Here is a 16931-nt window from a genome sequence, read left to right as displayed (position 1 = left end):
GCCAATGACCACCCTCCACCCCGGTACCGCCCCCCCTGTCGCCAGCGCGGGCGATGGCCTCGCCACGGTGACGGTGAGGGGACTCAGCCACTGGTACGGCACCGGCTCCATGGAGCGCCAGGTGCTGCAGAGCATCGACCTGGAGATCCATCCCGGCGAGGTGGTGCTGCTCACGGGCCCCTCCGGCTGCGGCAAGACCACCCTGCTGACCCTGGTGGGGGCCCTGCGTCAGGTGATGGAGGGATCGGTGCGGGTGCTGGGTTGCGAGTTGAAGGATTCCAGCCGCCACGAGCGCCAGCTGCTGCGCCGCAGCGTCGGCATGATCTTCCAGGGCCACAACCTGCTGCGCTGCCTCACCGCCGAGCAGAACGTGCAGATGGGGGCCGACCTGCTGCCGGATCTGGGCTACCGCGCCCGCCGCGACCTTTCCCGGGAGTGGCTGCGGGCCGTGGGTCTGTCCGACCACCTCAGCAAGCTCCCCCACGACCTCTCCGGCGGCCAGAAGCAACGGGTGGCGATCGCCCGGGCCCTGGCCGCCCATCCCCGCCTGCTGCTGGCCGATGAACCCACCGCCGCCCTCGACAGCCGCACCGGCCGGGAGGTGGTGGACCTGCTCAAACGGCTGGCCCGGGATGAGGGCTGTGCGGTGCTGATGGTGACCCACGACCCGCGCATCCTTGATGTGGCCGACCGTTTGGTGCGGATGGAGGATGGCCGGCTCTGGGCCAGTGAGGCCAGCCTCGGTTGATAGGGGGCGGGTTGATCCGGGCCGGTTGAGTAGGGTGGAATCTCAAAGACTTTTCGAAGCGCTGAAGCCCTATGTCGAAACGCAGGAACCTCAAGAAGGAAAAGCAGGAGCGCAACAGGGCCTACGCCCGCAAGTTCAAGAAGCGCAAGCTGCGCAACGACGGCCGCGGTGAAGGCGCTGGCAACGGCGTGACCGGCACGGCCAACAACGGCGGCGCCGCTGACTGATGCCGCCAGTCCGGTCATGGCGGCACCGGGGGATTCGCTTGGGATCCCCCCTTTTTTATGGCCACCAATCTCCGTCTCTCCTGCCTGCGGCCCTGCCACGCCCAGAACCCCGATGTTCATCAGCGTCGTCATCCCCACCTACAACCGGCTGCCGATCCTGCGCCAGTGCCTGCAGGCGCTTGAGCGGCAGGAGTTGGGCGGTCCCCTCGAGGCCTATGAGGTGGTGCTGGTGGATGACGGCTCCACCGACGACACGGTGCGCTGGCTGGATGCCCATGCCACCGGCTTCCCCCATCTGCGCTTGATCCGCCAGGACCACGGCGGCCCGGCCGAAGGGCGCAACCGGGGTGTGGACGAGGCCCGCGGCGATGTGATCGTCTTCATCGACAGTGATCTGGTGGTGACGGAACCCTTCCTGCTGCACCACGCCACGGCCCTGCAGCGCGCCTGGACCGAGAGCGGCGACCGGCTCTGTTTCACCTACGGCGCGGTGATCAACACCCACAATTTCGAGGCGCCCACGGCGGAGCCCCACAAGCTCAGCGATCTGTCCTGGGCCTACTTCGCCACCGGCAACGTGGCGATCGATCGCCGGGTACTGGAGCAGTCGGGTCTGTTCGACACGGGCTTCCGTCTCTACGGCTGGGAGGACCTGGAGCTGGGGGAACGGCTGCGCCGCATGGGCGTGCGGCTGGTGCGCTGCCCTGAAGCCGTTGGCTACCACTGGCATCCGCCCCTGAGCCTGGAGCAGATCCCGGATCTGGTGCGGGTGGAACGGGAACGGGCCCGCATGGGCCTGGTTTTCTACCGCAAGCACCCCACCTGGCGGGTGCGATTCATCATCCAGTACACCTGGCTGCACCTGGCGCTGTGGGAGCTGCTCACCCTGGGCGGCCTGATCAATGAACGCAGCCTGCGGCCCTTACTGGCCTGGCTGATCCGCCACGGCCAGGCGGGTCTGGCGATGGAGCTGTTGCGGCTGCCCCTCAACCGCTTCGGGGTGCGGGCCCTCCATGCCGAAGCCCGCCAGCAGGGCCATTTGGTAGGTTGACCAGGTACCCCCAACACCGCACACCTGCACGTTTCGGGTGATCCGCTGCCTTCCCTACGGCGCGGCATCCCTGGCAGGTGGAGGCCAACCCGAAACCTCCCTACAACCCAAATGGCTGTCGTCACTCTCACCGAGATGATGGAAGCTGGTGCCCACTTCGGACACCAGACCCGTCGCTGGAATCCCAAGATGTCGCGCTACATCTATTGCGCGCGCAACGGAGTCCACATCATCGATCTCGTGCAGACCGCCGTCTGCATGAACAACGCCTACAAATGGACCCGCAGTGCCGCCCGCAGCGGCAAGCGCTTTCTGTTCGTCGGCACCAAGAAGCAGGCCTCCGAAGTGATCGCCCTGGAAGCCGCCCGCTGTGGAGCTTCTTACGTCAACCAGCGCTGGCTGGGCGGCATGCTCACCAACTGGAGCACGATGCGCGCCCGCATCGACCGCCTCAAGGACCTCGAGCGGATGGAGTCCTCCGGTGCCATCGCCATGCGGCCCAAGAAGGAAGCGGCCGTTCTGCGTCGCGAACTCGACCGTCTGCAGAAGTATCTCGGCGGTCTGAAGAACATGCGCCGTCTGCCCGATGTGGTGGTGCTGGTGGATCAGCGTCGCGAGACCAACGCCGTGCTCGAGTGCCGCAAACTCGACATCCCGCTCGTGTCGATGCTCGACACCAACTGCGATCCGGATCTCTGCGACGTCCCCATTCCCTGCAATGACGACGCCGTGCGTTCCGTGCAACTGGTGCTGGGCCGCCTCGCGGATGCCATCAATGAAGGCCGCCATGGAGCCCAGGATCAGCGCAGCGGCGACGACGACGCCTGAGCCCTTCTCTCCCTCCCGACCTCCCTCCCTCCCCAACCCATGGCTGAGATCACAGCGAAGCTCGTCAAGGAACTGCGCGACAAGACCGGCGCGGGCATGATGGACTGCAAGAAGGCCCTCACCGAGTCCGGTGGGGATGCCACCAAGGCCGCCGAATGGCTGCGCCAGAAGGGCATCGCCACCGCCGAGAAGAAGGCCGGCCGCACGGCGGCCGAAGGGGCCGTCGGCAGCTACATCCACACCGGTGCCCGTGTCGGGGTGCTGGTGGAGGTGAACTGCGAGACCGATTTCGTCGCCCGCGGTGAGCTCTTCCAGGAGCTGGTGCGTAACGTGGCCATGCAGATCGCCGCCTGCCCCAACGTGGAGTACGTCTCCACCGACGATATCCCTCCCGAAGTGGCGGAGCGCGAGAAGTCCATCGAGATGGGACGCGACGACCTCGCCGGCAAGAAGGAGGAGATGAAGGTCAAGATCGTGGCCGGGCGCATCGGCAAGCGCCTCAAGGAACTGGCCCTGATGGACCAGCCTTTCATCCGCGACAACACCCAGACGGTGGGTGAGATGGTCAAGTCGGCCGCCGGCAAGACCGGCGAAAACATCCGCGTGCGCCGCTTCACCCGTTACACCCTCGGCGAGGGCATCGAGGTCGAGCAGTCCGACTTCGCCGCGGAAGTGGCGGCGATGGGCTCGGCCGCCTGATCCTGAGTCGTTGAGCGAACCGTCCGACGCCATCGATCTGCCGGGTCAGCTGCGTCAGCTGATCCGGCAGCTGACGCAGTCGAACCCGGAGCTCTATCGCCATGTGGCCCTGTACCTCCAGGTGCTGCGTCAGGTGCTGCCCCAGCGGGTGCAGCAGGCCTGCTTCCATCTCGCCACCCAGGTTCACCCCCAGCGCTACGTCGCGCTGCCTGTCGAACGCCGTCGCCTGCTGCTTGACCAGATCGGGGAGCTTGTGAGTCGCTGCTCCAGTTTGCTGACGGTGGAGCAGCTGGTGATCCTCGCCGCCCAGATCTCCCGTGAGCAGGAGCGACGCGAGCGTCACGACCGGCAGCAGCTCCTGGAGGAGCTGTCCTGGAATGGAGAGACCAGCGATCGCTCCCCGGACCCAGGCTCTCTGCCGCCAGGGTCGGTTCAGATCGCCATGGCGCCACCCCTGACCGGAGCCTCCTTTCTGTTGGGGGCGTTGGGCCGTGGGGCTGACACCTCTTCCGAAGACGAGGATGCGGCCGACGAGGACGCCGATGGGGACGCACAGCCCGAGGACCAGGCGCTGGAGCAGGACGAGGACGACGATGACGATGACGAGCCTGCGTCGACAGACGATCGCTCCCTGTGGCAGGCCGGCCGGCTGCCGGAGGATCCCGAGCAGGTGCTCCGCTGGATGGACGGCATGGAACTGGCCCTGGGCCGGCGGCTCCGCAACCTGTCCCATGCCATCAATGTGGAGTTGCTGCGGTGCGGTGTCAGCAGCAGCCTGCTGCCGGTGAGCCTGCTGGATGCGTTCCTGGACGGCCAGCTGGAGACCATGGCCGCCCCCGCCAACCTGATGCGGCTGCCCCTGCCATTCGGCCCCAGCCGCTCCTCCCAGACCCAGACCATGGCGGTGTTGCTGCGGGCTGTGGAGCTGGAACTGGAGGAACCCCGCCTGCGGACGTGCCGGCGGCGTCTGCAGCAGCATCGCCAGGAGGTTCGCAGAATGGCCCAGCAGTTCCGCCGCCTTCAACGGAGGTCGCGGATCCATCAGGCCGAACAGCTTTGGCTGCAGGACATCCGCCCCCCATCGATCCCGAGCGACTGACCGGGCCCTCTGCCGGCCAGGGGGGGATGGCGTCCTCCCCTTCGGCGGTCGACGCCTGGTGCACGCCCTTGCAGCTCGCCTGTCGCCTCGAGGCCGATACCGGCTTTGGCGATCTCCAGGGACGGCGGGACCGCTTCAGCGGCTTTGTCGTCGCCAGCCTCGCCGCTCCGGTGGCGGGGCTGGAGGCCGCTGAGCGCCAGCGGCTGGCCGCCTTGGCCCGCGACTTCGGCGCCTATGGAGAGCTTGGCCTGGTGGCCCGCCAGTCACTGGTGCGACGGCTGCGGCAGGCCCTGCACGAGCTGCGTTGCCGCCGCCGGGAGGTGTTGCCGGTGGCACCCCCCCGCTTGCGGTTGGTGCCGCCCACCGCGGCGGAGCGGGCAGGCACGGGTAGAGCCGTCCGGCTCACAGCCCAGACCCCCCTTTCGGAGGTGGCCGGCATCGGGCCGAAGACCGCCACCCGGCTCGCCGCCCTGGGCCTGCTGGTGGTGCGCGACCTGGTGCACCACTACCCCCGCGACTATCTCGATTACGCCCATCTCGTGCGGATCACCGACCTCGAGCCGGGGCGGACCGCCACCATCGTGGCCACGGTGCGCCGCTGCCATGCCTTCGGCAGCCCCCGCAACCCCAATCTGGCGATCCTGGAGCTGCACCTCCAGGACGTCACGGGTCGCCTCAAGGTGACACGCTTCTTTGCGGGTCGCCGCTTCAGCAGCCCCGGCTGGTTGAAAGCCCAGCAGCGGCTCTACCCATTGGGGGCCACGGTGGCCGTAAGCGGCCTGGTGAAGGAGAGTCCCTACGGCCCCAGCTTTGCCGATCCCCTGCTGGAGGTGCTGGAGACCCCCGGGGCGCCGCTGCGATCGGAGCAGATCGGCCGCTTCGTACCCGTCTATGCCCTCACCGAGGGCCTCAGCGGCGAGCGCCTCGCCCGGGCCATCGCGGCGGTGCTGCCGGCGGCGAGCCGCTGGCCCGATCCCCTGCCGGAGCCCCTGCGCCAGGAGCTGGGCCTGGTGCGCCGTGGCGAAGCCCTGCTGGGCCTGCATCGCCCCGCCGACCGCGAGGAGCTGCAGCGCTGTCGCCGCCGCCTGGTGTTCGACGAGTTCCTGCTGCTGCAGCTGGCCCTGGGCCAGCGGCGTGAGCGCCTGTGTCGCTCACCGGCCTTGCCGCTGCTGCTGCCCAGTGGCGGCGAGGACCTGGTGAGCCGGTTCCTCGCCCTGCTGCCCTTTCCGCTCACCGGGGCCCAGAACCGGGTGCTGGCCGAGATCCGCGCCGACATGGAGCGGCCCCAGCCCATGGCCCGGCTGGTCCAGGGGGACGTGGGCAGTGGCAAGACGGTGGTGGCCCTGGCGGCCCTGCTGGGTGCCATCCAGGCGGGTTGCCAGGGGGTCCTGATGGCGCCCACCGAGGTGCTCGCGGCTCAGCACTTTCACAAGCTGGCCGGCTGGCTGCCCCAGCTCAACGTCAGCCTTGAGCTGCTCACCGGCTCCACCCCAGCCCGCCGTCGCCGCCAGCTGCTGCAGGACCTGGCCAACGGGCAGGTGAACCTGCTGGTGGGCACCCACGCCCTGCTCGAGGATCCGGTCCAGTTCGATCGCCTCGGCCTGGTGGTGGTGGACGAGCAGCACCGCTTCGGTGTGCGTCAGCGCAATCGGCTCCTGGCCAAGGGGCTGCAGCCCCACCTGCTCACCATGACCGCCACCCCGATCCCCCGCACCCTGGCCCTCTCGATCCACGGCGATCTGGACATCAGCCAGATCGATGAACTGCCGCCGGGTCGCACCCCGATCCGCACCCGCCTGCTGCGGGGTTCGGAGCGCCCCGGCGCCTGGGAGCTCGTGCGCCAGGAGGTGGCCAAGGGCCAGCGGGCCTACGTGGTGCTGCCCCTGGTGGAGGAATCCGAGAAGCTCGACCTGCGCTCCGCCGTGGAGGTGCACCGCCACCTCGACGAGGAGGTGTTTCCCATGCTCACGGTGGGCCTGCTGCACGGACGCATGACCGGCGAGGAGAAGCAGCGGGCCATCAGCGCCTTCCAGGAGGGGCGCTCCCAGGTGCTGGTGTCCACCACGGTGGTGGAAGTGGGGGTGGACGTGCCGGAGGCGAGTGTGATGGTGATCGAGCATGCTGAGCGCTTCGGTCTGGCCCAGCTGCACCAGCTGCGCGGCCGGGTCGGCCGGGGCGCCGCCGCCTCCCATTGCCTGCTGCTGCACGAAGGCGACAACGCCATGGCCCGCCAACGGCTGGAGTTGCTGGCCCGCAGTGGCGACGGCTTCGAGATCGCCGAGATGGACCTGCGGCTGCGTGGTCCCGGCCAGGTGCTCGGCACCCGCCAGTCGGGATTGCCGGACCTGGCCCTGGCCAGCCTCAGTGACGACGGTGCCGTGCTGGAGGAGGCCCGGTCGGCGGCGCAGCGGTTCCTGGCGGTGGATCCGGCCCTGGAACGCCACCCCCAGCTGCGCGAGGCCCTGGAAGCCCAGCGCCGCCGTTCAGTGGAGGCGGCCCAGTTGAATTGAGCCAGGACAGCGAACCGAGGCGGTCTCCCCAGCCATGCCCCCCCTGCGCCCCTGGAGTCCGATCCCCATCGACGACGCTGGCGAGCCCCTGGGCGACCTGCCGGCGGCGCTGTGGCGCCTGGAACCCCATCCCTATCAGGTGCTGGGGGCGCCCTATGGCGCTGGCGCCAGTCCGTTCCGGCTGCGCCGCGCGGTGATCACCCGGCTGGAGACGGCCCAGGCCCTGCTCCAGCAGCAACAACCCCAATGGCGGCTGGCCATCTTTGATGCCTGGCGCCCCATCGCGGTCCAGGCGTTCATGGTCCGCCACGCGTTCCGTGCGGCCTGCCGGGAGCGGGGCCTCGATCCCGATGCCGGCGGGGACGCCCAGGCGGCCGTAGCGGCAGAAGTGGATCGTTTCTGGGCACCGCCGAGCAGCGATCCGGCCACTCCTCCACCCCACAGCACCGGTGCTGCGGTGGATCTCACCCTGGCCGAGGCCGACGGCCGGCCCTTGGCGATGGGCGGGGAGATTGACGCGATCGGGATGATCTCCCATCCCGACCACTACGCCGCGGCCTCGCCGGGCAGCGAGGCCGCCGACTGGCACGCTCGCCGGCGCCTTTTGGCGGCGGTGATGGGAGCGGCGGGCTTTGCCCAGCACCCGAATGAATGGTGGCATTTCAGCCACGGCGACCAGCTCTGGGCCTGGCGAAGCCAGGAGCCGCTGGCTCTTTACGGCGCCGTCGCCGGGGAGGGTTGACGGGTGGGGGGTGCAGCGCCGCCGGCCACGGGGATGACCGTGCCAGGCAGGGTCAGGCCCAGTTCCCGGAACAGAACGCTGGCCTGGGGACGGGTCAGCAGACCTTTCTGAACGCAGCGTTTGAGGCTGGCCAGGGTCATGTCGTCCTGCACCCGGCGCAATTTGGCCAGCACTTCGGGGCTCTGGTCGGCGAAGGGCAGCAGCTGGCTCTTGTAGGAGGCGCTGATCGCCTCCGGATTGCAGGCCTGGGGGTCTGAATCGAAGTACCTGACAGGCGACTGCGGTGGGTTGGGTCGCTCTGCCGCCTCGTTGGCCCCGCCAGCCCCAGGCAGCAGACCAAGCAACACCCCGCAGAGGAGGGGGCGGAGCAGGGGCTGAAGGGCAGCGGCCACAGAGCTCCGCATGCGCGCAATTCTGAAAGACCTCACCGTAAGCGGTCTCCCGGGTCGGTCCGAAGAACCGATCGGCCGGGATCAGGCAGGGGAGAGCAGCTCGCTGACCCGTTGGTCACCGAGCCGGTCAGTGAAGTCGCCGAAGCGACTACGGGGGCCGCCCTCGTCGCGCCAGGCCGTCAGCAGGGGCTCCAGGGTCGCTTCCAGCTTCTCCAGGGGCATTTTCTCCAGGTAGGGCCTGGCCAGACGCGTGAGGCCATGGCTACCACCGAGCCATAGCTGGTAGGTGTCCACAGCGCTCCCGACCAAGCCGATCTCGGCCATGTAGGGGCGGGCGCAGCCGTTGGGACAGCCCGTCATGCGCACCAGGAGCGGCTTGCTGATCGCCAGGCGCTCCAGCAGGGCGTCGAGGCGGGCGAGCACATCGGGGAGGACCCGCTCGGCCTCGGTGACGGCCAGGCCGCAGAGGGGCAGGGCCGGGCAGGCCAGGGCGTGACGCGCCAGGGGGGGCGGGGCCTCAGGGCTGGTGAGGCCAAGCTCCGCCAGGGCCTGCCGCACCGACACCCGCTGGGCGCTGCCGATGTTGCAGAGCAGCAGGTCCTGGTTGGGGGTGAGCCGCACCTCCAGCTGGTAGGTCTCGATCAACCGGCGCAGGCCGGTCTTGAGGTCCCCCTGCAGGCGTCCGCAGAGCACGGGCAGACCCACGAACCACAGGCCCGGGGACTGGCGGTGCCAACCCAGGTAGTCGGTGAGGACGGCGGTCGGTTCGCGGCGCATCCCCTTGATCGGATGGGGAAAGTAACGACCCAGTTCGGTTTTGAACCAGTCCACACCACGGTCGTGGATCAGATACTTCATCCGGGCATGGCGGCGCTGTTCGCGGTCGCCGTGGTCGCGCTGCAGGGCCACGATCGCCTGCACCAGTTCCAGTGCATGGCCGGCGGCCACATAACCGAGGGGATCGGCCGTGCGGGCGAAGGTTTCCTCCTTGTTGTGGGTCCGCCCCATGCCCCCACCGACGTAGACGTTGCAACCCAGCGGCCGGCCGGAGGGATCACTGAACAGCACCAGGCCGATGTCCTGGGTCAGCAGATCGACGGAGTTGTCACCGGGAACGGTGACGGCGACCTTGAACTTGCGGGGCAGGTAGGTGGCGCCGTAGAGCGGTTCGGCCGCATCGCCACTGAACACAGCACCGCTCTCCTGCAGGCGTCGCGCCTTCTTCACGGGCCCTTTGGGCTTGATGCGGTAGCTCAGGTCACCGTCCACCCAGAGGTCCAGATAGGACCCCTCGGCCGCCTGGGGCGCCAGCAGGTCGGCGATCTGATCCGCCAGCAGACGGGCCTCCGGGTAGCCATCCCGCTCGAAGGGAGCGGCCGGGGCCATCACGTTGCGATTGATATCTCCACAGGCCGAAAGCGTCGAGCCAAGGGCCCGCACGATGCCGCCGATCACTTCCTTGAGGTCGGTCTTCTGAACGCCGTGCATCTGGAAGGCCTGGCGGGTGGTGATGCGCAGGGTGCCGTTGCCCAGCCGATCGGCGAGGCAATCAAGGGCCAGATACAGAGAGGTGGGAATGCGCCCGCCGGGATTCCGAAGCCGCAGCATCATCTGCCAGTCCTTCTCGACCCCCTTGCGACGGTTGTCCCGGTCGTCCTGCTGGTAACTGCCGTGGAACTTGAGGATCTGGACGGCGGGATCGGTGAAGCTGGGCAGCGCATTGCCAAGCTCGGCGGCCAGGGGATCATGCAGATGGCCACTGCCGGCTTTGAGCGCCTCCTGTTTGGTGGGGGGGGTAGCGGGGGAGGCCGATGGGAGCGACGTGCTGTCGGCGACCGTCGTCGAGGACATCGGCATGCAGAAGGGTTGGTCGAACGAAACTAGCGAACGGGATGGATCGGTTCGCTGGCGCTGATCGCCATCTCCCTCCTTTGCATACAGTCGCGTCCTGCCCGCCCCCCCGCATGGCCACCTTTCTTCTGGAGATCGGAACCGAGGAACTACCGGCCGATTTCGTTCGCCTGGCCCAGCCCCAGCTGGAGGCGATCGTGGCCAGGGATCTGCAGGAGGCCCGCCTGTCCTGGGACAGCCTCAGAGCCAGCGGCACCCCCCGTCGGTTGGCGGTGACCATCGCCGGTTTGCCCGACCGCCAGCAGGATCTGGTCGAGGACCGTAAGGGTCCGCCGGCCCAGCAGGCGTTCCGTGATGGCCAGCCCACCCAGGCCGCTCTGGGCTTCGCCCGCCGTTGCGGCTGCGGGCCGGAGCAGCTGGAGATCCGCGACACCGACAAGGGTCCCTTCGTGTTCGCCCGTACCACTGAGGCCGGCCGCTCCGCCGAGGCGGTGCTGGCCGGCTGCATCCCCGGCTGGATCCGCTCCCTGCAGGGACGGCGCTTCATGCGCTGGGGCGATGGCGACGGCCGCTTCAGCCGGCCCCTGCGCTGGCTGGTGGCGCTGCTGGATGGGGCGGTGGTTCCGCTGCAGCTCACTGATGTGGATCCGCCCCTGAGCAGCGGCCGCCTCAGCCGTGGCCATCGTCTGCATCAAGGAGCCGTGTCGATCCCCTCCGCCGGGGCCTACGCCGCCACCCTGGAGGCCGCCGACGTACAGGTCGACCGGGAGGCCAGGGGACAGAGGATTCGCCTTGAGCTGGAGGCGGCCGCCGAGCGGGTCGGGGCCGAACTGGATCTGCCCGAGGCGCTGTTCGACGAACTGGTCGACCTGGTGGAATCCCCCCGCTTGATCGAGGGCCGTATCGACAGCGCCTATCTGGCTCTGCCTCCGGAGGTGCTCAGCACGGTGATGCGTTCCCACCAGCGCTATGTGCCCCTGCGGTTCTCGGGGGCCACGGGCGATCCCCTCGCCCTGGTGGCGGAGTCGGTGCTGCTGCCGCGCTTCCTGTGCATCTCCAATGGTCTGGACGCCGCCGCCGAGACGATCCGCCGCGGCAACGAGCGGGTGCTGCGGGCGCGGCTGGCGGACGCGGCTTTCTTCCTGGCGGCGGATCGCCGTCAGAGCAGTGCCGAGCGGGTGGAAGCCCTCGACCGGGTCACCTTTGCCGAAGGGCTGGGAAGTCTGGCCGACCGCAGCCGGCGTCTCGCCTGGCTGGCCGGTCAGCTTGGCCGCCACCTGCCGATCGGCGAGGAGGCGGCCAGCGCCGCCCGCCGGGCCGCTCCCCTTTGCAAGCACGACCTGGTCAGCCAGATGGTGGGGGAATTCCCGGAGTTGCAGGGGATCATGGGGGCCAAATACCTGCTGGCGGAGGGGGAAACTCGCGCCGTGGCCCTGGCGGTGCTGGAGCACTACCAGCCCCGTGGGGCCGGCGATGCTCTGCCGAGTTCGGAGGCGGGCGCCCTGCTGGCCCTGGCCGAGCGACTGGAGCTGCTACTCAGCATCTTCGCCAGGGGGGAGAGGCCCAGCGGCTCCTCCGACCCCTATGCCCTGCGCCGTGCCGGTAACGGCGTGCTGCAGATCCTCTGGGAACGGTGCTGGTCGCTCGATCTGGTGGCTGTGATGGCCGAAGCGACGGCCCATTGGCAGGGCCTGCTGCCCGCCCTGGCGGTCGAGCCACTGGTCTTGGCGTCCGACCTGCTCGACTTCCTGCGTCAGCGCCTCGCCAGCCTGCTGGAGGAGGAGGGCTTCAGCGCCGATCTGGTGCAGGCCGTGGCCGGTGAGGGCGTTTCGCTTGAGCGGCTGTTGCGGGATCCGGCCGATGCCAGGGCCCGGGTGGACCTGTTGCGGCGCCTGCGCCTGGAGGAGCGCTTGCCCCTGGTGCAGGCGGTGGTGCAACGGGCCTCCCGCCTGGCCGAACACGCCGATCTGGCCGCTGACGTGCTCAGCCCGGCTGGCGTGGTGGACCCGAAGCTCTTCGGTTCCCCCAGTGAGGCGGCCGTGCTGGCGGTGCTGCAGCGATTGGCCCTGCATGCCGCCGCCACCGGAACCGCCCGCTACGAGCCCCTCGCCCGTTTGCTGGGGGAGAGCGGCGCCACCCTGGCCGCCTTCTTCGATGGCGACGACAGCGTCATGGTGATGTGTGAGGAACCGGAGGTGCGCCGCAACCGGTTGCGGCTCCTGGCCGTGCTGCGCAACCAGGCCGCCGTGCTCGCCGACTTCGCCCGCCTGGGGGCGTGATCACGCCAGCAGGGCCACTTCGATGCACAGGCCGGGGCCGAAGGCCATGGCCAGGCAGGGCCCTGGGGCACCGCTGCGCCGCAGCCGCTCAAGGATGAACAGCAGCGTCGGGGACGACATGTTGCCGTAATCCCGCAGCACCGACCGTGAGGGTTCGATCAGTCGGGGATCGAGCTCCAGGCCCTTCGTGACAGCCGAGAGGATGCGGGGCCCGCCTGGATGCACGGCCCAGGAGCCGATGGCGGCGAACGTCAGCTGGTGGGCGGCCAGCCACCGCTCCAGCCAGGGACGCAGATGCTCGCTGATCAGGTCAGGAACCTGCGGAGACAGGCCCATGGCGAAGCCGTGGTCACCGATCTCCCAGGACATGGCGTCGGCACTGGCTGGCACCAGCAGGGAGCCGCTGGCGATCAGCTGGGCCAGGCGCGCCGCTGCTGGGGCCCTCTCTGCCCCGGTCCTTCCGGTGGCCACCAGGGCGGCGGCCCCGTCGGCGAACAGGGCATTGGCCACGATGCGCTCAGCATCCCAGCCGTACTGGAGATGGAGGCTGCAGAGCTCGACGGCACAGAGCAGCACACAGGCCTCCGGCTCAACACCGGTGAATCCGGCGGCCACCCGCAGACCATTGAGGGCCCCGTGGCAGCCCATGAATCCCACATGGGTGCGCGCCAGACCAGCGTCCAGCGGCAGGGCGGCCATCAAAGCGAGATCGACGCCGGGGGCCGCGAAGCCGCTGCAGGAGACCGTGATCAGATGGGTGATCCGTTCCGGGGACAGCTGGGCCTGCGCGAGGGCTGCCTCGACGGCACGCAGGGCCAGGGGGGGGGCCTCCCGTGCATAGCGGCGCATCCGCTCCCCGGTGCCGGGGCTGGTGGCTCCAAAGAAGGTTTGTCGGGGGTCGCTGCCGGGGGGATCGAGCAGCACGCTGTGGCGCGTGGCGACGCCTGAGCGGCGATGCAGGGTATCCAGCAGCCGACGCTGGCCTGGAGAAGGGACCTGGTTGGGCAGGGCCACCTGGGCCGCGATGGCGGCGGCATCGCCTTGGGCGATGCGCTGAGGTGGCAGGGCCGTTCCCAGGCCCTGAATGGTCAGGGACATGGCCTGGAGGCAAGCGGGGTCAAGCTGGCGCCATCGATGGAATGCAGGAAGGGGGCAGCCAGGATCGGCCAGCGCTCCACCGCTGCCAGGAGAGCGCGGCTGAGGCCAGGACGCCGCAGGGCGAAGGCCAGTCCACGGCAGTGGCGTTGGCGAGATCCGATCAGCTGCCGGTGGCGGTGGCCCCATTGCCGTTCGAGCTCCCTGCTCCATTGGTGTTGGCCCTGCAGCACCAGCGGCACCGCCGCCAGAGCCCCCACCAGGGCCCAGCCCATGCCCTCTCCCGTGAAGGGTTCGACGTACCCGGCAGCGTCCCCCAGCAACAGCAGCCGCTCGGACGCCAACGGCCAACGGCGAACGGTCAGGGCCGGGGTGGCCAGCCAGCTGGCGGCGGACGCTTGGGGGACGGGATCGAATCCGGCCTCCGCCAGCACGCCGGCGGCGGCGAGCGCCGCTCCGCCCGCCTGGATCAGATGGGCACGGTCGAAGGCCGCCGCCAGGTTGAGATCACCGGCTTCGGTGCGCACCAGCCCGACGTAGCCGTGCCGTCCGATCGCCATATGGATCGTGCCCCGGCCATACCTGCTGGCGCTGGCGTCCACCCGGCAGCCGGCACCCACTCTGGAGTGGACCTGGACCCGAGTCCGGATCGGGCTGGCAGGGTTCAGCCCTGAGCTGCCCAGCCCGGTCGCCAGCAGCACCACACGGGCGCTGGTGGTTTCAGGCGTGGCTCCGCTGTTCAGCCGCACCTGCCGGCCGCCTGGGCAGGGGCCCGCCACCGTGGCCTCGGTGTTCATCCGCAACACCGTTCCTTCGGCCACCGCGGCATCGCAGAGGGCCAGGTCGAGGCTGCCCCGGGAGAGGGATCGGCCCAGGGGAAGCGCCAGATCCGCCTGATGCTCCTGCAGGCCGAGGCGTAGCCGCACGAGGGGCACACCGCCGAGCTGTTCCACCAGGCCCGGGAGGCCGGCCTGGGCCAGCGCCCCGAGGGCCACCCCGTTGAGGCAGGTGCCGCAGACCTTCCAGCGGGGAAAGGCCCGCTTCTCCACCAGCAGCACCCGCAGCCGCTGCCTGGAGAGCTGGTGGGCCGCCAGGGCGCCAGCGGGCCCTGCCCCGAGCACGATCACATCCCACTCCGGAGCGCTCATGGGGCCTGAAGGACCAGGGCGGGTCGTCGCCAGCTGAGCAGGAAGCGCTCGGGCCAGCTGCGCCGGACGCGGGCCCCCCCAAGGCCAGCCTGGACCGTCAGATCCAGGGCCTCGTCCATCCGGAAAGCCCCTTGCACCGAAACGGGACCATCAAAATGCACAATCGGGGAGCGACTCAGCAGGCGACAGCCCACCCACGCCAGCCCATACCCGAGGGGACTGCGGATCAGGTCGTTCACCAGTAGCAGCTGGCGGCAGCACTGGCCCATGCGGCGCAGCAGTTCGACGGCGCTGGTCTCATCGAGATGATGCAGAAACAGACTGCAGACCACGACGTCGTAATCCAGCGGCAGGGGATCCCTCAAGGCGTCGGCCTGGAAGAACGTGGCCTGCACATCCTTATCAGCGGCATGACGGCAGGCGATGGCCACCGCCTGCTGGCTCAGATCGCAGCCGTCGACCTGCACGGCCAGACCATGGCTTCGGCAGCGTTCCGCCAGGGCGATGCTGTTATCACCGCCGCCGCAGGCCACATCCAGAATTCGCAGGGGGCGGTTGTGCGCCTGTTCAGCGGTCAGGGCCTTGATCTCAGTGAACAGGGACCCCACAGCACCGCTCAAGGCATTGATCCGGCGCAGGCCTTGCAAGGCTTGGTCGTGCGCGGCGGCATCGATGCCGACCTGATCCATCCACTCTGGTTGCCGGTTCCGCTCGGCCAGTGGCTGCCAATGCATCGGGGAAGGTGGCTGGGGGTGGGGCGGCTGGTCAGACGGGAGTGCTCTGCGCGCAGGCTGACGTGATAGCTATGGGACGCTAATCCGTTCCAGGCAACGGCGTGGCAGCCTCCAGACATGGGGTTCATGGCCTGGAGCTACGTCATCGTCAATTAACTTGTGCTTGCCATCCGTTCGCAGGCGGATGGGCCATCACTGGATTTGCCGATGCTTTTCGACGGTTTACTGATTGTCGTGTTGATACTGATCAACGGCATCTTTTCGGGTTCGGAGTTGGCCATGATGTCGGCTCGGAGACTGCGCCTCGAACACCAGGCGGAGGCTGGGGACCCGAAGGCGGAAGTGGCTCTGAAACTAATCCGTTCCCCCAACGATTTCCTCTCGACGGTGCAGATCGGCATCACTTTGATCGGCATCCTCAGTGGCGCTCTGGGCGGCTCGCGGGCGGCCGAGTCGTTGCGGCTGCTGCTGCAGACGGTGCCCCCATTGCGCCCCTGGTCCGAACCCCTCGCCCTGGGCATCGTGGTGACGCTCATCACCTTTCTCTCCCTGGTGCTGGGCGAACTGGTGCCGAAGCGCATCGCCCTCAGTGATCCGGAGCGCTTCGCCTGCCTCGTGGCGCCCCCGATGCGGGCCCTGTCGCGCTGGATGGCCCCCGTGGCCCATCTGCTCGGCTCCTCCACCGATCGGCTGCTCAGCCTGATGGGCATTGGCGAGAGTGGTGAGCCTGAGATCACCGAAGACGAGATCAGGACTCTGCTGCGTAGGGGCACGGAATCAGGCTTGTTTGAAGTGGCGGAACACGCCATGGTGGAGCGGGTGTTTCGCCTGGCCGATCGACCTGTCAAGGCGATCATGACGCCCCGCACCGAAATCTGCTGGCTGGATCTCTCCGAATCCCCCCAGTCCCACCTCGAGCGGGTGATGCGGGTGAATCATTCCCTGTTTCCGGTGGCACGCGACAGCCTCGACGCCTGTGTCGGCGTGGTCCGCGGCCGCGCCATCCTGGCAGCCCAGCTCTCCGATGGCCCCCGGGAGATCGAGGCGTTGCTGCAACCGCCGCTGTACGTGGGCGAGAGCACCAGGGCCCTGAAGCTGATCGAACAATTCAGAACCAGCGGGGTTCACATTGCCCTGGTCACCGATGAATTCGGCGGTATCGAAGGACTGGTGACCCTCAACGACGTGATGGAGGCGATCGTGGGTGATCTTTCCTCCGCCAGAGACAAGGAGGATCCGATGATCATCGTTCGCCAGGATGGATCCTGGCTGCTCGATGGCATCCTCGACATTGCTGACTTCAAGGACCTGGTCCAGAAGGAAAACCTGCCGGAAGAAGTCCGTGGGGGTTACCAGACCCTGGGTGGATTCGTGATGCACCATCTCGAGCACATTCCCAGCGCCGGCGAAGCCTTCGAATGGGAAGACCTTCGCATCGAGGTGGTGGACATGGATGGCAATAGGGTCGACAAACTCCTGGTGAGCCGCTCCGCTAAGACCTCAGACGAGGCCGAGGGGCCGGTCTGAA

At 68.7% G+C, this 16931-nt stretch carries 15 protein-coding genes; 10 read left to right on the top strand and 5 right to left on the bottom strand.

Features of this window, described 5'->3' with window-relative positions:
• The first annotated feature begins 4 nt into the window (after nucleotides 1-4).
• The 8 genes from KBZ33_RS05135 (at nucleotide 5) to KBZ33_RS05100 (ending at nucleotide 7904) form a co-directional block, all read left to right on the top strand.
• On the top strand, nucleotides 5-748 hold the full coding sequence (locus KBZ33_RS05135; RefSeq protein ID WP_254950823.1) for a DevA family ABC transporter ATP-binding protein: 744 nt from the start codon (nucleotides 5-7) through the stop codon (nucleotides 746-748).
• Between the two features lie 71 nt (nucleotides 749-819).
• Nucleotides 820-975 carry a hypothetical protein gene (locus KBZ33_RS05130; protein WP_011293689.1) on the top strand — a complete coding sequence of 52 codons (156 nt, stop codon included), beginning with the start codon at nucleotides 820-822 and terminating at the stop codon, nucleotides 973-975.
• 112 nt (nucleotides 976-1087) lie between these two features.
• The gene (locus KBZ33_RS05125; protein ID WP_254950822.1) at nucleotides 1088-2026 is read left to right on the top strand and encodes a glycosyltransferase family 2 protein; all 939 of its coding nucleotides are present in this window, start codon (nucleotides 1088-1090) and stop codon (nucleotides 2024-2026) included.
• Between the two features lie 111 nt (nucleotides 2027-2137).
• Nucleotides 2138-2854, top strand: a complete 717-nt coding sequence (gene rpsB / locus KBZ33_RS05120) for a 30S ribosomal protein S2 (RefSeq protein ID WP_254950820.1) — start codon at nucleotides 2138-2140, stop codon at nucleotides 2852-2854.
• A 39-nt stretch (nucleotides 2855-2893) separates the two neighbouring features.
• The gene (gene tsf / locus KBZ33_RS05115; protein ID WP_254950819.1) at nucleotides 2894-3553 is read left to right on the top strand and encodes a translation elongation factor Ts; all 660 of its coding nucleotides are present in this window, start codon (nucleotides 2894-2896) and stop codon (nucleotides 3551-3553) included.
• A gap of 10 nt (nucleotides 3554-3563) precedes the next feature.
• Nucleotides 3564-4652 carry a hypothetical protein gene (locus KBZ33_RS05110; RefSeq protein WP_254950817.1) on the top strand — a complete coding sequence of 363 codons (1089 nt, stop codon included), beginning with the start codon at nucleotides 3564-3566 and terminating at the stop codon, nucleotides 4650-4652.
• 26 nt (nucleotides 4653-4678) lie between these two features.
• Nucleotides 4679-7162 (top strand): ATP-dependent DNA helicase RecG, encoded by a 2484-nt coding sequence (gene recG / locus KBZ33_RS05105; protein ID WP_254950815.1) that lies wholly within the window; start codon nucleotides 4679-4681, stop codon nucleotides 7160-7162.
• Between the two features lie 34 nt (nucleotides 7163-7196).
• Nucleotides 7197-7904 (top strand): M15 family metallopeptidase, encoded by a 708-nt coding sequence (locus KBZ33_RS05100; protein WP_254950813.1) that lies wholly within the window; start codon nucleotides 7197-7199, stop codon nucleotides 7902-7904.
• On the opposite strand, the gene KBZ33_RS05095 is transcribed toward KBZ33_RS05100, so the two are convergent.
• Nucleotides 7877-8296, bottom strand: coding sequence for a hypothetical protein (locus KBZ33_RS05095; protein WP_254950811.1), 420 nt, complete (start codon nucleotides 8294-8296; stop codon nucleotides 7877-7879). The two genes, KBZ33_RS05100 and KBZ33_RS05095, sit on opposite strands and share 28 nt — an antisense overlap.
• A gap of 81 nt (nucleotides 8297-8377) precedes the next feature.
• A complete protein-coding gene (gene sir / locus KBZ33_RS05090) occupies nucleotides 8378-10147 on the bottom strand; it encodes a sulfite reductase, ferredoxin dependent (RefSeq protein ID WP_254950809.1) in 1770 nt (589 codons plus the stop codon).
• Between the two features lie 113 nt (nucleotides 10148-10260).
• Between sir and glyS the strand changes: the two genes are divergently transcribed.
• Complete coding sequence (gene glyS / locus KBZ33_RS05085) at nucleotides 10261-12426, top strand: glycine--tRNA ligase subunit beta (RefSeq protein WP_254950807.1); 2166 nt, start codon at nucleotides 10261-10263, stop codon at nucleotides 12424-12426.
• On the opposite strand, the gene KBZ33_RS05080 is transcribed toward glyS, so the two are convergent.
• Genes KBZ33_RS05080 through KBZ33_RS05070 form a run of 3 tightly spaced genes read right to left on the bottom strand, consistent with a single transcriptional unit; the run spans nucleotide 12427 to nucleotide 15358 of the window.
• The gene (locus tag KBZ33_RS05080) at nucleotides 12427-13524 is read right to left on the bottom strand and encodes a type III polyketide synthase (RefSeq protein WP_254950805.1); all 1098 of its coding nucleotides are present in this window, start codon (nucleotides 13522-13524) and stop codon (nucleotides 12427-12429) included.
• Entirely contained in the window at nucleotides 13515-14669 is a 1155-nt protein-coding gene (locus KBZ33_RS05075) for an NAD(P)/FAD-dependent oxidoreductase (RefSeq protein WP_254950803.1), read from the bottom strand. Before KBZ33_RS05075 ends, KBZ33_RS05080 begins: the two co-directional genes overlap by 10 nt.
• A complete protein-coding gene (locus KBZ33_RS05070; protein ID WP_255011578.1) occupies nucleotides 14666-15358 on the bottom strand; it encodes a methyltransferase domain-containing protein in 693 nt (230 codons plus the stop codon). Before KBZ33_RS05070 ends, KBZ33_RS05075 begins: the two co-directional genes overlap by 4 nt.
• A 252-nt stretch (nucleotides 15359-15610) precedes the next feature.
• On the opposite strand from KBZ33_RS05070, the gene KBZ33_RS05065 reads away from it, so the two are divergent.
• Entirely contained in the window at nucleotides 15611-16930 is a 1320-nt protein-coding gene (locus KBZ33_RS05065; protein ID WP_254950800.1) for a hemolysin family protein, read from the top strand.
• Nucleotide 16931: the final 1 nt, after the last annotated feature.

The organism is Cyanobium sp. Cruz-8D1, from assembly GCF_024345975.1.
GTDB lineage: Bacteria > Cyanobacteriota > Cyanobacteriia > PCC-6307 > Cyanobiaceae > Cyanobium.
This window is presented reverse-complemented; position numbering and strand designations above follow the sequence as displayed.

What these genes read in the sequence shown, in the direction of transcription:
- KBZ33_RS05135 (WP_254950823.1), top strand. Translation starts at nt 5, where the DNA reads ATGACCACCCTCCACCCCGGTACCGCCCCCCCTGTCGCCAGCGCGGGC.
- KBZ33_RS05130 (WP_011293689.1), top strand. Translation starts at nt 820, where the DNA reads ATGTCGAAACGCAGGAACCTCAAGAAGGAAAAGCAGGAGCGCAACAGG.
- KBZ33_RS05125 (WP_254950822.1), top strand. Translation starts at nt 1,088, where the DNA reads ATGTTCATCAGCGTCGTCATCCCCACCTACAACCGGCTGCCGATCCTG.
- rpsB (WP_254950820.1), top strand. Translation starts at nt 2,138, where the DNA reads ATGGCTGTCGTCACTCTCACCGAGATGATGGAAGCTGGTGCCCACTTC.
- tsf (WP_254950819.1), top strand. Translation starts at nt 2,894, where the DNA reads ATGGCTGAGATCACAGCGAAGCTCGTCAAGGAACTGCGCGACAAGACC.
- recG (WP_254950815.1), top strand. Translation starts at nt 4,679, where the DNA reads ATGGCGTCCTCCCCTTCGGCGGTCGACGCCTGGTGCACGCCCTTGCAG.
- KBZ33_RS05100 (WP_254950813.1), top strand. Translation starts at nt 7,197, where the DNA reads ATGCCCCCCCTGCGCCCCTGGAGTCCGATCCCCATCGACGACGCTGGC.
- sir (WP_254950809.1), bottom strand. Translation starts at nt 10,147, where the DNA reads ATGTCCTCGACGACGGTCGCCGACAGCACGTCGCTCCCATCGGCCTCC.
- glyS (WP_254950807.1), top strand. Translation starts at nt 10,261, where the DNA reads ATGGCCACCTTTCTTCTGGAGATCGGAACCGAGGAACTACCGGCCGAT.
- KBZ33_RS05080 (WP_254950805.1), bottom strand. Translation starts at nt 13,524, where the DNA reads ATGTCCCTGACCATTCAGGGCCTGGGAACGGCCCTGCCACCTCAGCGC.
- KBZ33_RS05075 (WP_254950803.1), bottom strand. Translation starts at nt 14,669, where the DNA reads ATGAGCGCTCCGGAGTGGGATGTGATCGTGCTCGGGGCAGGGCCCGCT.
- KBZ33_RS05070 (WP_255011578.1), bottom strand. Translation starts at nt 15,358, where the DNA reads ATGGATCAGGTCGGCATCGATGCCGCCGCGCACGACCAAGCCTTGCAA.
- KBZ33_RS05065 (WP_254950800.1), top strand. Translation starts at nt 15,611, where the DNA reads ATGCTTTTCGACGGTTTACTGATTGTCGTGTTGATACTGATCAACGGC.